The following is a 15,607-nucleotide window of genomic DNA, read 5'->3' on the forward strand; positions in this document are numbered from 1 at the left end:
GTAAGTGGTGGTTGGTGAGTGGTGGTCGGTGAAAAGGAAGTAAGGTTTAAGATTAAGGAACAAAGATAAGGGAATAAAGGCATTTGCAATGAACGATAATAACCATCAAGGTCACTGAACGCTGGCCTCCGATCACAGAACACTGAAAAAAATGATCAAGAATTATCTCAAAATCGCGTGGCGCTCGATGGCGAGCAACCGCGCTTATTCGGTGACGAACTTGGTGGGACTAACCATCGGCCTTACCGTGGTGCTATGCATCGCCACACTGGTCATGGACGACCTCTCATACGACAAGCAGTGGACGTTGTCGGAAGAGCTGTACACCATCAATTCGGTGAACACAGACCAAGACGGAAATGTGCTCTACCGGGGTCCAGGTGCCATTGGTGGCCTCGGAAACGCGCTGCAACAGGAGTTCCCCGAAATACTGGGTCACACCACCCTCAGCACGGAAACACTACACCTGATGCTCGACCAGCAGGCCAACCGTTCCATTAAACTGACCACCTTAAACACCGATACCAACTTCTTCAACCTGTTTGATACCCAACGCCTCGTGGGCAACCCGAAACAGGTTGTTTCCGGGGCCAAGAACCTGGTGATTACGGAAAGTCTGCACAAAGCATACTTCAACGGGGCGAATATCATTGGCGAAACGTTCTACAACCGCCCTGCAAACGGTACCCCCCAAGCCTACGTGGTGACGGCCATTATCCGGGATTTGCCCCAAAACACCCACCTGCGCGCACAGGCCATCCAGCTTTCGGCAACAGCACCCCAGGCGCTGAGCCCCTACGGCGCAGGCTATGTGACCAAACAATATGTACGGATAAGACGGGAAATCAACATCGAGGCACTTACCTCCAAAACAAATGATTGGTACCTGAATTACCTCACACAGGAAGGGGATTACCGCATGGGTTTTGAATTCCAAGCCATCAAGGACGTTTATCTCCATTCAGCCTTCGGCAGTAGCAAAGCACTGAAAGACGTTTATGTGTTGGGCGGCATTGGCCTGTTGATTTTAATACTCGCCTGCATCAATTTCATCAATTTGAGTTTTGCACATGCCATAAAACGCACCTTGGAGATGGGCGTACGCAAGACCTTCGGCGCCCGGCGATTCCAACTGATTCTGCAGGGCATTACCGAAAGCCTGGTTTTCTTCGGTTTTTCGCTGGCAATGGCATTTTTCCTATACCTGCTGGTCATCCCTGGGTTTGAAACCTATCTTGGTTATTCGCTGACCCAGGTATTCCATCGGTCGTTCCCGTTGGCTTTGCTGCTGCTCGTGGGATGGTTGGGTCTAGGCCTGCTGTGCGGCTTGGCTCCGGCGTTGTCACTGGCCAAGACAAAAACTTCATATGCATTGAAAAAACGGATGGAAATCCTCCGTATTCCGTTAAAGACCGGCCTGACCAAAAGCCTTCTTGTTTTGCAGTTCAGCATCGCCATGGTTGTCATCATTGGTATGCTTACCGTACAGCAGCAACTGAGATATATGCTGAATAAAGATCTGGGCTATGATTCTGCCAACCTGCTGATATTGGACTATATGTCATGGGAGGGCAAAGGTGCGGCATTCAAACAGTCGTTGCTGCAACAGCCCGGCATCACCGCCGTAAGCCTGTCGCAATGGGCGCCCATGAGCGGGTCTTATCAAACCTTGCGCCTTTCCACCCCGGATAATCCAAATGAAAAGGTAGAAACCAGCTTTATCGAGAGCGATTTCGATTTGCTCAAGACAATTGGATTTAAGCTTATCGATGGGCGTACGCTGCATCCTTCCTTCGCAAAGGATGACCTTTCAAATATCGAAGGATGGGATGAGGGGTATCGTATCGGCTTCCCCAATGCCTTGTATACGGAAACCGCAGCCCGCCGATTGGGTGCCTCCTTGAATCAAGCGGACGAAAACGGTTATAACGTGCCTGTCGGTATCCTACAAGATTTCCATTTCCTCAGTCTTCGGAATCCGATAGAAGCGGTGATCATCCAAGGCCGACATGAGTTGAATTACGCATCCATGCTGGTCCGTGTGGCTAAGGGTAAAGAAAGGGAAACCCTCGCAGCGGTGGAAGCTACATGGAACCAAGCGTTCCCCGGTCGGTTGCCACGAATCAATTGGGCCGATGAAGAGCTGGCCAATCAATACAAGGGTGAACAGCAGCAGTTTCACCAGCTCCTATTTTTCAGCGGCATCAGCATGTTATTGGCCATATTGGGTGTGTTTGGTATCGTGGTGTATACCGTAGAGCGTAAGGTAAGGGAAATCGGTATCCGTAAGGTATTGGGGGCTTCGGTATATTCCATCATGGCGCTGCTCTCCACCAACTTTTTCAAACTGGTATGCCTTGCCGCGGTAATTGCCTTCCCCATCGCTTGGTGGGTCATGAATGGCTGGTTGGAAAACTTTGCGTACCGCATCGAAATCCCTTGGTGGCTCTTTGCGCTAACGGGTTTGCTCGCACTATGCAGCATGTTTATCGTGGTTGGGCTTAGGACCTTCAAAGCAGCCACGGCGAATCCGGTCGACTCGCTGAGGGATGAGTAATGTTGGGTTTTCGCCTATTGCTCCCCGTGTGGATCCGAGGCGCTTCGCTGCCGTATCCTAGGTCGGGTCCGCAACAGGATAAAACAGTGAGGGTAGGAAAAGGAATTGGGGATAAGTAAGTGGCGGTCGGTGAATGGCGGTCGGTGAGGGATGAGTAAATCGTAGCAGGCCAGTCTCTTGTCTAAAGTCTAATGTCTCTTGTCTAATGTCTAACGTCTAAAAAATGATCAAGAATTATCTCAAAATCGCGTGGCGGAACCTGAAGAAAAGCAAGGCTTTCTCCTTCATCAACATTATGGGCCTCACCGTGGGCATGACGGCCAGCTTTTTGATTTTCCTGTACGTCAATTTTGAGTTGAGCTATGACAGGTTCCACGACAAGGCTGACCGCATATACCGGGTGGTGGCGGACATCAAAACGCCTACGGAAACCATCAACGCCAACAAACCTTCTTGGGCAGTGGCGCCCAATGTGATTGACGAGTTTGCCGAGGTGGAGGCATTCGTCCGTTTCAACAATGCGGATTTCATTGTCAAGAAAGACGACATCCAGTTTCAGGAAGACGCCTGTGCCTTTGCCGATTCGGCCTTCCTGTCGGTCTTCGATTTCCCGCTGCTCCAGGGTGATCCCAAGACCGCGTTGAAAGAACCGTTCAATATGGTGCTGACCGAAAGCGCTGCTAAAAAATATTTTGGCGATGCCAACCCTATCGGACAAACGCTACTCATCGCCCAGGAAGAACTGGCGGTGACCGTCACCGGCGTGATGGCGGATATGCCTGAAAACACCCGGTTGAAAGCGGATATGGTGGTATCGATGAGTACACTCACCCAAAAGCTCAATGCCGGGCTTGACGAACAGTGGGGCAACTATGGCGCCGAGGCCTATCTATTATTGAAGCCCGGTGTTGATGCCGAAGGCTTGCAAACCAAATTCCCCGCATTTCTGGAAAAACGCAACGGCAGCGAGATGAAACAAAGCCAGATGTTTGTGACGCTCTTCTTGGAGCCGCTCAACGATGTGTACCTTCACTCTACCCGTGATGGCTCTAATGCTGGTAAGATCAAGAATGTCTATATTTTTTCCATCGTTGCGATATTTATCCTGCTGATCGCGGCTTTCAACTTCATCAACCTGACCACCGCCCGATCGACGGAACGGGCGAAGGAAATCGGGATCCGCAAGGTGGTGGGCGCTGAACGCCCGCAGCTCATCCGGCAATTCATTGGCGATTCGGTGCTGCTGTGCCTGATCGCGTTTGTCCTGTCGGTAGGGATTTCCATCCTGTTGCTGCCCCTATTCAACCAACTGGCGGGAAAAGTGGTCAGCGAGGGGATTTTTCCAAGCTTGGCCCACATCGGCCTCCTCTTTCTCACCGCAGTCTGCGTAGGACTGCTTGCGGGCATTTATCCAGCGCTGGTATTATCAAGCTTCAAACCCGTGGCCGTATTAAAAGGGCGCTTCGCTACCGGCACGAGGGGGATTTTCTTGCGGAAAGCGCTGGTGGTGGTGCAGTTCACCATTTCGATCGCGCTTATCTTCGGCACCATCACCGTATATCGCCAGATGCAGTACATGCGCAATCAAAACCTCGGATTCAGCAAAGAACAGACGGTGGTCATCGATACCAAGGGCAGTCCTGCCAAGGAAGCGTTTCGGCAGGCCCTCGCAGGCATCCCCGCTGTAAAGGGCACCGCTTTTTCCGGAAGTGTGCCGGGAGGCGGCAACCCCGGGGCGTATTCGGAAATTGAAAATACCAACGGGGATCTGCAAATCGCGAATCTCGATCTTTATTTCGTAGATTTTGATTACATCGACCTTTATGATATTAAAGTAGCCGCCGGACGTGGATTTTCACGCGACTTTGGCACGGATTCTACTCAGGCGATGATCATGAATGAAGCGGCCGTCAAACTATTCGGATACAGCACCCCCGCCGAGGCGGTTGGAAAACGCTTCAAACAGTGGGGACGTGAAGGGCAAATCATCGGCGTGATCAAGGATTTCCACTACCGGGGACTGCAAGACAAGATTGCGCCGTTGACCATGCGCATCGAACCCGGCAGCTGGAGCCTGATTTCGGCGAAGGTGTCGACCACCGACATGGCTGGGACCATCGCCGCCATTGAAAAGGAATGGAAGGCTGCGATACCCAATCAACCATTTACGTATTTCTTCTTGGACGAATATTTCAACCGGCAGTACCGCAGCGAAGAGCAGTTTGGGCGGTTGTTCCTTAACTTTGCCATCCTGGCGATCTTTATCTCCTGCTTGGGCCTGTTCGGACTGGCATCGTACAGCACCACGCAGCGGGTCAAGGAAATCGGTATCCGCAAGGTGTTGGGCGCATCGGTATCGCGCATCGTGCAGCTCTTGTCGTCGGACTTTATCAAGCTCGTCTTGATTGCCATTGGCATTGCCCTGCCCATTGCGTGGTGGGTCATGCACCGCTGGCTGGCTGATTTTGCTTACCACACGGCTATTCATTGGTGGGTATTCGTAGCGGCGGGCTTTATCGCGGTGGCCATCGCGCTGCTCACCGTAAGCTGGCAGGCGATACGGGCAGCGGTGGCCAATCCGGTGGATAGTTTAAGGGATGAGTGATGTTTTAGTTTTAGCCTCTTGCGCGTCGTCTGGATTCAGGGCGCTTCGCTACTGTATCCTAGGCCGTCTTTGCAACAGGCTAAAACAATAGTGGTAGGAAGAGGTATTGGGGGATGAATAATGCAACCAAAATAAATGAAATACGATACATGTCATATTGCCGCACGGGAGGATAGCTTATGATGAATATATTTTTTAGGACAGCAGTACGCCAAATGCGCAAATACCGATTTCATTCCTTTTTGAATATCTTCGGATTGGGTTTGTCCATCGCCTGTTGTCTATTTATCTATATCTTCAATAGCTATCAATTAAGCTTTGATCGATTTCATCCCCATGCCGACCGAACCTTCATCGTGGTTGAAGACCTCCACCTTGACAAAACGGAGCATAACAAAGGTGGTTCCTATGCCATGTATGAAGCTATCCAACAGGAATTGCCACAGGTGGAAAAAGCTGCTCTATACATCGAAAAACAGGACTTCACCCTCAAGGTGAATGATCAGTTGCAAAAAACGGACGGCAAAGCTGCCTTCGTTTCTTCGGCCTATTTTGAACTGATGGATTTTCCGTGGTTGCAGGGTGACCCCGCGCAGATGAACGAACCCAACACGGTCGCACTAACCCAATCCATGGCCAGGACTTTCTTTGGTAAAAAGGAGGCCGTGGGTCAAACCATTTATGTCGACGGCCAATTACCGGTGGAGGTAATCGGTGTAATTGACGACAGCCGCAGAAACTCCGACTTCCGGTCGGAAATATACTTTTCACTTGCCTCCATCGGTACGCTGCGCCAAATACCTGACGGGGATGGTTTCTTCAGCAACTGGGGATACTTCCATTCTTCCAACAACATCATCTTGACCTTACGTAACGCGCAGGATAAAGATAGCGTGGAACAGGGCATTCATGATTTGCTGGCAAAACATTGGGACAAGGAGGTGCTCAATTACTATACTTACAAGTTACTTCCATTGACATCCTTTCATTTTGATGCAGCTTATGGCAAGGCTACGCAACATTCCCTGTTGGTGATCCTTGCGATCATCGGTATTGGGATTTTATTTATGGCCACCGTCAATTATACCAATATGGTTTCTGCGCAGCAGCTGTACCGAAGCGTGGAAATGGGTATCCGAAAAGTATTAGGCAGTTCAAAAAGGCAGTTGTTCGTACAATTCATGGTCGAATCGTCGTTGGTTTCGTTCCTCGCCTTGTTATTAGCCTGGCTACTCTGCTGGTTCTTCATGGATTGGGCAAATCACGATCTATTCATCAGTGAACCGATCCAACTACTATCCATAGGTAATTTAGTTGCCGTATCGGTAGGCGTGTGGTTTAGCGTATGTCTGTTGTCGTGCGTTTTTCCGTTATTTTCCCTCAGCACAGCCCGTATACATACCGCTTTGAAGAAGCAGATGGCAGGGAATTGGAGCCTGGGCAGCAAGTCTTTAATCGTGTTCCAGAACGTCATTGCCTTAGTGCTGGTCACGTCTACCATTGTCATTGTCAGTCAGGTTTCTTATCTCAAGAATACGGATATGGGCTTTAATCGGGAAACCGTACTCCTCTTCCCTATGAAAAAAGACATGTTGGCGGCTAGGGAGCGTCTCACCCACTTCCTTCACAACCGCAGCGATGTCCAATCCTTCACTTTTTGTGACAATCCGCCATCGAATGAGAAGGTTTGGGGTGGTACCATACAGTTTGACAACAATCCCGAATGGGAAACCTGGGCACCTCGATACGCCATCGGCGATACGTCCTATCTTCAGACTTTTGGTGTCCAACTCGTCTCAGGTAGGAACTTCAAGAAGGATTCCGCAAATCCGGAATTTCTTGTCAACGAAAAAATGGCACACAAGCTGGGCTTTAATCATCCGGCGGATATTATCGGCAAGACGTTGATGGCCGGCGGATTAAACGATCAGCAAAGCGGTCAGATTGTGGGTGTGGTCACGGATTTCAACACCAATTCATTGAATGAAGCTGTGTCGCCTACGGTGATCGGCTATAATGAGACCCGCCTAAAGAACCTAGCCATTAAATATGCGGGGAATAATCCCGGCAGGTTATTGAATGCGCTGGAAAAAGAATGGAACACCTGGTATCCGAATGCGCTATTTGAATACAATTTTTACGACGAGCAGATCGCTAGTCTTTACGAAAAGGAAGCGCTATTGGAAAAGCTTATCTGGATTGCGGCGGTGGTATCCATCATCATCAGCTCGCTTGGCTTTTTGGGTCTACTATCGATTATGGTTATTCGACGGACCAAAGAGATCGGCGTTCGCAAGGTTTTGGGCGCTAGCATTGCGGGCATTGTAAAGCTTTTATCAACGGATTTTATAAAATGGGTTGGATTGGCTTTTCTTATTGCGGTACCTATAGCATGGTACGTCATGAGTAAGTGGCTCGATCATTTTGTTTACCGTATCGAACTTCAATGGTGGATGTTTATGGTGACGGGTATTTTGGGTTTTGCCATCACATGCGTTACCATTAGCTATCAGGCTGTCAAAGCAGCTAAAGCCAATCCGGTTGACTCGCTTAGGAACGAGTGATGTTTTAGTTTTAGCCTGTTGCGCGTCGTCTGGATTCAGGGCGCTTCGCTACTGTATCCTAGGCCGTCTTTGCAACAGGCTAAAACAATAGTGGTAGGAAGGGGTATTGGGGGATGAGTAAGTGGTGGTTGGCGGCGGGCCAATCTAGTGTCTAATGTCTCTTGTCTAAAGTCTAAAAAATGATAAAGAACTATTTCAAAATCGCATGGCGGAACTTATGGAAAAGCAAGTTCTACTCGTCCATCAACATCATGGGGCTGGCCGTGGGTATGGCCGTGTGCATTGTCATCATGTTATTCGTATCCTACGAACGAAGTTTCGATGGCCTCCACACGAAAAACATTTACCGGCTCAATGAGGTACAGAAATGGGAGGGGATGGCGGCTCCGCAGAACGTCGCACTTTCCATGTTTCCCATGGGTCCGACGCTACAGGATGAATTTCCGGAAATCCTCAATTTTACCCGTGTCCGTGATGGCGGGAAATTTCCCTTGCAATACAGGGATACCAAAACAATGTTGACAACGTCCCTTTGGGTGGATTCTACGTTTTTCCAGCTCTTTGACTTTCAGCTGATCAAAGGAGACCGCGCTACTGCCCTGCAAAAGCCAAACAGCGTGGTGCTGACGGCCAAAAGCGCCCTGAGCCTTTTCGGTGACGAAGAGGCAATGGGCAAAACGGTGACCCATTTCGGGAATGACACAGTGGACTTTACCGTCACTGGTGTGTTGGAAAATACGCCTCAAAATTCCCACCTGCAATTCGAGGGACTGCTATCGTTCAACACCACTACCAGTCCGCAGAACATGGAAAACTGGGGCGGCAACTGGCTCACGACCTACCTGGAATTAGCTGGGGGAGCGAACATCGCCGCATTGGAGAAAAAATTCCCGCCCTATCTGCAGGCCCATATGGGCGAGGAACGGGCAAAGGGTTACGAATTATTCTTACAACCCTTGCATCAGGTGCATGCCCACTCGACAGACATCACACACGATTACCTCAATTATCACAAGTTCGACGGCAAATACACCGGCGTGTTTTCGATCATTGCACTTATCGTGCTCATCATCGCTGCCATCAACTTCGTGAACCTGTCGTCCGCCCGATCGGCTTCACGGGCGAAGGAAATCGGCGTTCGTAAAACGGTGGGTGCTGTACGTGGGCAATTGTACCTGCAATTTATCGGGGAATCGATGCTGCTCTGTTTCATAGCCCTCCTGCTCGCTATTGGGCTTGTCTACCTGCTGCTCCCCTATGTCAATCACCTGAGTCAGCGTGAGATCCGTTTCCCGCTGTTTACTGACCCCAGCCTCTTGCTCACGTTGGTCGGCGGAACCGCCGTCGTGGGTGTCTTATCAGGCTTATACCCTGCGGCTTATTTATCGAGTTTCCAGCCCACCAAGGTACTGAAAGGATCACCGGAATCAGGTAGTCGGAGATCCTTGTTCAGAAATGCATTGGTGGTGGGCCAGTTTGCCAGTGCGATATTCCTGATCATTGCCTCCCTGTTTGCTGCAAGGCAACTCCGCTATATGCAGCAGAAAGACCCCGGATTTAGCCGGGAACAAGTGGTAACCATCCCACTGGACAATAAGTCCAATCCGCGGTACGACGCCCTCAAGCAGGAGCTGATGAGCAGTACGCTCATCAGCGGTGTGACCGCATCGGGCCAACGGCTCGGCAATAATCTCCACCAAACTGGCGTGACGTTTCAGGGCAACGGCCCTGAGCGCCAGCTAGCCACGTCACAGGTCGTTGTAGACCCCGATTTCCTGAATGTCTATAACATACCGCTGGTGGCTGGCCGGAACTTCTCCAGCGAAAACAAAACAGAGAATGGCCAAACGTATATCATCAACGAATCACTGGCGCGGGAGCTGTTGAAAGATACACCGGATGGCACCATGGAGTCCTTGATCGGCGCCCGGTTTGGTTTCGGCGGCATGGACTCGCTAAGCCAAATCATCGGCATCGCCAGGGATTTCAATTTCAATTCGCTCCACCACAAAATCGAAACGCTCTGCATATTCAACTTCCGTGATTGGGGCTACTCCGAGCTGTCAGTAAAAATCAATGGCGCCAAGTCTACCGAAGCCATTGCCCACATCCAATCGACCTGGAATAGGCTTGTGCCCGAAAGTGATTTTTCCTACCAGTTCCTGGATGACCACTTTACGGAGCTCTACCGCGCGGACAGCACTGTGAGCGAACTGGTTAGTGTACTCACCATCCTCTCCATCACGATATCCTGTTTAGGGTTATTCGGGTTGGCGACGTTCACCGCTGAGCAGCGTATAAAAGAGATCGGCATCCGCAAGGTGCTGGGCGCGTCGGTGGCGGGTATCGTACGCTTGCTATCGGCAGATTTCATCAAACTGGTGTTGGCCGCGATCGTGGTGGCAATCCCGCTCGCTTGGTGGGCGGTGAATACCTGGCTGGATGACTTCGCTTACCGGATCGATGTGGAGTGGTGGGTGTTTGCGTTATCAGGATTGGTAGCTGTGGTCATTGCCCTCGCCACCGTGAGTTGGCAAGCTGTGAAAGCGGCCGTGGCCAATCCGGTCGACAGCTTGAGGGATGAGTGATGTTTTAGCCTATTGCTCTTCGTCTGGATCCGGTGCGCTCCGCTGCCGTATCCTAGGCCGTGTTCGCAACAGGCTAAAACAGCGGAGGTAGGATTGGGAAGGGGGGATGAGTGATTTAAAATTGGAGCAAGATAAAAGGAGCAAAGATTGGAGCGTCTAGTGTCTAAAGTCTAGTGTCTCTTATCTAGTGTCTAAAGTCTGAAAAAAGATAATGAACTACATCAAAACCGCCTGGCGAAGCATCGTACGCCATAGATGGTACGCCTTACAAAGCGTGGCAGGCCTCTCCACCGCATTGACGCTCATGGTGCTTTGCCTACTATATGCTCAGCATGAATACCGTTTTGACAAGCACTATGCCCACGCTGACCGGATTTTTCGCGTGAACATGGACTTACGCCTTGGCGAACAGGAAAAACAGTCGGCCAGCACGTCCGATGTCATCGGTCCGCTGTGGCAGACATTCCCCGAGGTCGAAGCGTATGCAAGGATTTTCCCCATTGGGGAATTGGTGATCAAAAAGGAAGACACCTACCTAAGCGAGTCACGCGCGGCTTTTGTTGATCCCACTATTTTTGCGGTTTTTAACTTTCCGATGGTTAGCCAGCACAATAATTCCTTACTGGTGGCGCCGCATACCGTGGTCGTGACCGCATCTATCGCAAAAAAATATTTCGGTGAGGAAAATGCCGTCGGCAAAATGATAACGGTCGAAAACCTGTCGCATGGCAAACAGGCCGCAGGAAAGTACCTCATCACCGCTGTAATGGCCGATCCGCCCAAGACAACCTCTTTTGCCTTTGATTTCCTCTTCCCCGTAAAGGACCTCGCCTACGCGTGGGGTGTCAATTATGCCGGGGCCTATTTCACCACCTTTGTATTGCTCAAAGAAGGGGCCGACTACCGGGCGCTCAACACCCAGTTCAGGGAGGTGGCAAAAACGGCTATATACCCCATTGCCAGCAGGCAGCTTGGGTTGCCCAGCGATAGCTGGGAGCACTTCGAGCGTGCGGGAAACCAGATGGAGTTTTCCCTATTTCCACTCATCGACATCCACCTGCATAGCCAACGGGAAGGCGAATTGGGCGAGAACAGCAACATCCAAACGCTGTATATCCTTGGCTCACTGGCGTTGTTTGCCCTTTTGATGGGCATCGTCAATTTCATCAATCTCTCCACGGCAAAAGTGATGGAGCGTACCATTGCAACTGGGATACGCAAAGTACTGGGGAGCAGCAGGGGCACACTCATCACACAGGCCTTGGTTGAGGTATTCCTGTTGCTGCTGATTTCGCTATGCGTTGCCATCGTCATTGCATCGGTCTTGCTCCCTTTTGTCAACGATACCCTGCGCACTCGTCTGGATTTCGGTGGTTTCTTGTCACCCACACTGCTGGCATTGGTATTGGGTACAGCCATCCTAGTAGGATTTGCCGCGGGCTGGTACCCGGCATTGTCCTATTCACGTATCCGGCCTCTCGCAGCGATACAGGCCAAAAATGCCCTAAGGGGAAGAAACGCCCCCCTCAGAAAGGTGCTTATTATTTTCCAATTTTCCATCACTGTTTTATTGCTCATCAGCACCACCATCATTTACCAGCAACTGCGGTACATCCAGCAAAAGGATCTGGGATATGATAAAGCGGGGATACTGGTAGTCCAGAACCTCCGTTCGCTCCATACCCAAAGCGAGGCCTTTAAAGATGAGGTATTAACCATCCCTGGGGTCATCGGCGGTTCGCTCACCGGCTCTTTGCCGGTAAACTCGTCAAAGATGGAAGGGCACTTCTCCACGAGCCCCAGCAAAGAACAGGCGGGTGCCATCCCGCTCAGAAACTGGTGGGTGGATGAGGATTACCTGAAGACGATGGACATTGAGCTTCTTGCCGGCAAAGACTTCTCCGCGGTAGCTCAACAAAACTTTAAGCGTGTCATCATCAATCAGCAAGCCGCCAACGCATTGGGGCTCCGCAATGTGGTGAATGCTACGATATTCACGAATGACAGTACCGGATACACCGTGATAGGCCTTATTCGGGATTTCCATTTCGAGTCGCTGCACCAAGCCGTCGGTCCGCTACTGCTCAGCTATTCGCCAGGAGCGGATGCGAACTTGGCCGTCTTCCGGTTTGCGGAAAATACCGACATCCACCGGCTGATGGAAAGCGTGAACAAGGCTTGGAGTAAGCATACAGCTACTATAGGCATGGACTTCTATTTTTTGGATGACGCGCTCAATGAGACATATTGGGTTTACCATTCCACGTTGAAAATCGGCTTGTCTGTAGTGCTATTGGCCATCATCATTGCATGTATCGGCCTCTTGGGTATGATTACATTTACTACACGGCAACGCATCAAGGAAATCGGTATCCGCAAGGTGCTGGGGGCCTCGGTGTCGGGCATTGTCACCTTATTGACGAAAGACTTTGTGAAACTCGTATTGATAGCCGTCCTCGTCGCCTCCCCCATTGCCTGGTGGGCGATGAACAAATGGCTGGAGGATTTTGCTTACCGCATTGACATCCAATGGTGGATGTTTGCTTTGGCTGGGTTCGCGGCAGTGATGATTGCGCTCGCCACGGTGAGTTGGCAAGCTGTGAAAGCGGCCGTGGCCAATCCGGTCGACAGCTTGAGGGATGAGTGATGTTTTAGCCTATTGCTCTTCGTCTGGATCCGGTGCGCTCCGCTGCCGTATCCTAGGCCGTGTTCGCAACAGGCTAAAACAGCGGAGGTAGGATTGGGAAGGGGGAAGATGATTTAATGGAATAAGGATAGTAGGAGCAAGGACAGGCGTGTCTAATGTCTCTTGTCTAGTGTCTAAAGTCTAAAGTCTAAAAAAATGATAAAGAACTACATCAAAACCACCTTCCGCCACCTATGGCGCAATCGGCTCTTCACGGCGTTGAACGTATTGGGCCTCGCTATTGGCATCAGCGCCTGCTGGATCATCTACCGCATGGTGGACTATGAATACAGCTTTGACAAAAGATTTCCCGATGCGGACAGCATCTATCAGCTGGTGAGCAGGAGCAAGGATGAAAAAGGATACGAAGGCGGGTTCGCGGGTGTCTCCAAGCCGGTGGTGAATGTGCTGTTGAATGACGTATCGGGTGCGGCATTAGTGGTTCCGATGTTTTATCGGTATTACAATTCGGTGACCGTGCCGAATGGCGACAAGGATAAACCGGCTGTATTCGACAGCAATACCGGCCAGGTAACCACACTGCCGAGCTACTTCGACATGATCGAATACCGATGGCTAGCGGGCAATAAGCAAACCGCGCTCAATGCCCCGGACAAGGTGGTCCTTACCGAAAAGAAGGCCCGCGGGTATTTCCCAGACCTTACGCCCGACCAGATGCTGGGGAAAACGCTTATCTACGACGATACCCTGCACAAACAGGTTTCCGGTATCGTGGCTGCCCTCGATTATCCAAATAGTTTCAACCTCGACAATACGGAGTTCATGCGCGTCGCCGATGCAGATATGAATCACGACGGCTGGGGCGCAAAAAATTCAAACGACCTCGTATTTTTGAAGGCCAGCAGCCAGACTCATCCGCAGCACATCGTAGACCAATTAAATGCAGTAAACAAGAAGTTCAACGAGGAGCTGTTTGCAAAATTCAAGTACGAAAGTTGGTACGAGCTATTGCCGTTATCTGAAAAACATTTCGCTGCCGAGTTTGGTGCACAGACCCGCACGGCAAACAAGAACGTCTTATACGGCCTGATGGCGGTGGGTGGATTTTTGCTTGTGCTTGCCTGCATCAATTACATCAACCTGAGCACAGCCCTCCTCCCCCAGCGGGCCAGGGAAATCGGCATCCGCAAAACGCTGGGAAGCACGGCCAACAGCTTAATCAACCGCTTCATCGGCGAAACCTTTACCGTCACCCTATTTGCCATGCTCCTCTCCTTTTTGCTGACGTTTTTGGCGAGCAGGGTGTTTGCTGCATTTTTGCCCGAGGGAATGTTTGAATACGTAAACTACGGGGGAATGTTCTTGTTTATGCTCTTGCTGGTCACCGTCATATCCCTCCTCTCCGGTTTGTATCCGGCGTTCCTATCGACTCGGGTCAATACGGTGAACATTCTGAAAGGGCAGACGGAAAAAACCATCGGCCGGAATAAGCTGTCGCTTCGCAAAGGACTGATCGTCTTCCAGTTTCTCGTTGCCCAGGTATTCATCATTTCGGCCGTCATCACGGGCCAACAGCTCAACTATATGCTGAACAAAGACTTGGGCTTTAATAAAGACGCCATGCTTACCATCGATGTGCCCTATAAGGTATACAACCGGAGCGAAAACAAGGACAAAGAGTTTGTGCTGAAAAACGAGCTGGAACGGGTGCCTTCCCTCGCTGGAGTAGCATTAGGCGACCGACCGATGAACAACAGCATGATGAGCAATACCTACAGCTACTTCAGGGATACATTGGAGATTCAACAGGCGATGCACTTGAAATTTGCCGACACAGCCTATATCGGGCTCTATGACCTGAAGCTCCTGGCCGGAAGGAATATCCGCCCTTCTGATACCATCAATGAACTCGTCATCAATGAAAAAGCGGTGACCGCATTCGGATTTTCTTCTCCCGAGGAAGCCGTCGGCCAGATGCTGGTGACGCCTTTCAATGGAAACGCCTACCCAATCGTGGGTGTGGTAAGCGATTTCCATCAATTTGGGCTCCGCGCAGAAATCCAACCAACAGCCATCGCGTCACAGAAAAGTAACTTACATACGTTCAACATCAAGCTGACCAAGGAAACTGCCCAATGGACCGGTGCCCTCAAAGCCATCGAAAGCGAGTGGAACAAGGTGTATCCCGGTGTGCCGTTTGAATACCGCTTTTACGACAAATTCATTGAGGAGTTCTATGAAAGTGACCGCAATACCCAAATCTTGATACGGGCGGCCACGGGTATTACCATCTTCATCAGCTGCCTTGGCCTGTTCGGCTTGGCGACGCTCACGGCCTTCCAGCGGTCGAAGGAAATCGGTATCCGCAAGGTATTGGGCGCCACGGTGTCCGGCATCGTCGGTTTGCTCTCGAAGGATTTCGTAAAGCTGGTATTGATTGCAGTGGTCATCGCCTCCCCCATCGCCTGGTGGGCAATGAACAAATGGCTGGAGGATTTCGTGTACCGGATAGACATCCAATGGTGGATGTTTGCTGTGGCAGGCGCGGTGGCGGTAATCATTGCATTGATTACGGTGAGCTGGCAGGCGATACGGGCAGCCGTGGCGAATCCGGTCGAGTCGTTAAGGGATGAGTGATAGAGACGA

Annotated in this window: 6 protein-coding genes; all 6 read left to right on the plus strand. The window is 50.8% G+C overall.

From position 1 onward, the window contains the following. Positions 1-151 precede the first annotated feature (151 nt). The 6 genes from ACMGDE_RS03870 (at position 152) to ACMGDE_RS03895 (ending at position 15,598) form a co-directional block, all read left to right on the plus strand. Positions 152-2,557, plus strand: coding sequence for an ABC transporter permease (locus ACMGDE_RS03870; protein ID WP_436831441.1), 2,406 nt, complete (start codon positions 152-154; stop codon positions 2,555-2,557). Between the two features lie 223 nt (positions 2,558-2,780). After that, complete coding sequence (locus ACMGDE_RS03875; protein WP_436831442.1) at positions 2,781-5,162, plus strand: ABC transporter permease; 2,382 nt, start codon at positions 2,781-2,783, stop codon at positions 5,160-5,162. A gap of 215 nt (positions 5,163-5,377) precedes the next feature. Continuing rightward, complete coding sequence (locus tag ACMGDE_RS03880) at positions 5,378-7,726, plus strand: ABC transporter permease (protein WP_436831443.1); 2,349 nt, start codon at positions 5,378-5,380, stop codon at positions 7,724-7,726. Between the two features lie 179 nt (positions 7,727-7,905). Continuing rightward, on the plus strand, positions 7,906-10,314 hold the full coding sequence (locus ACMGDE_RS03885) for an FtsX-like permease family protein (protein WP_436831444.1): 2,409 nt from the start codon (positions 7,906-7,908) through the stop codon (positions 10,312-10,314). 211 nt (positions 10,315-10,525) lie between these two features. Beyond that, on the plus strand, positions 10,526-12,961 hold the full coding sequence (locus ACMGDE_RS03890; protein ID WP_436831445.1) for an ABC transporter permease: 2,436 nt from the start codon (positions 10,526-10,528) through the stop codon (positions 12,959-12,961). Positions 12,962-13,156: 195 nt separating this feature from the next. Then, positions 13,157-15,598, plus strand: coding sequence for an FtsX-like permease family protein (locus ACMGDE_RS03895; RefSeq protein ID WP_436831446.1), 2,442 nt, complete (start codon positions 13,157-13,159; stop codon positions 15,596-15,598). The last annotated feature ends 9 nt before the right edge of the window (positions 15,599-15,607 follow it).

The sequence above is a fragment of the Parapedobacter brassicae genome (genome assembly GCF_051400755.1).
In the GTDB taxonomy this organism is placed as follows: domain Bacteria; phylum Bacteroidota; class Bacteroidia; order Sphingobacteriales; family Sphingobacteriaceae; genus Parapedobacter.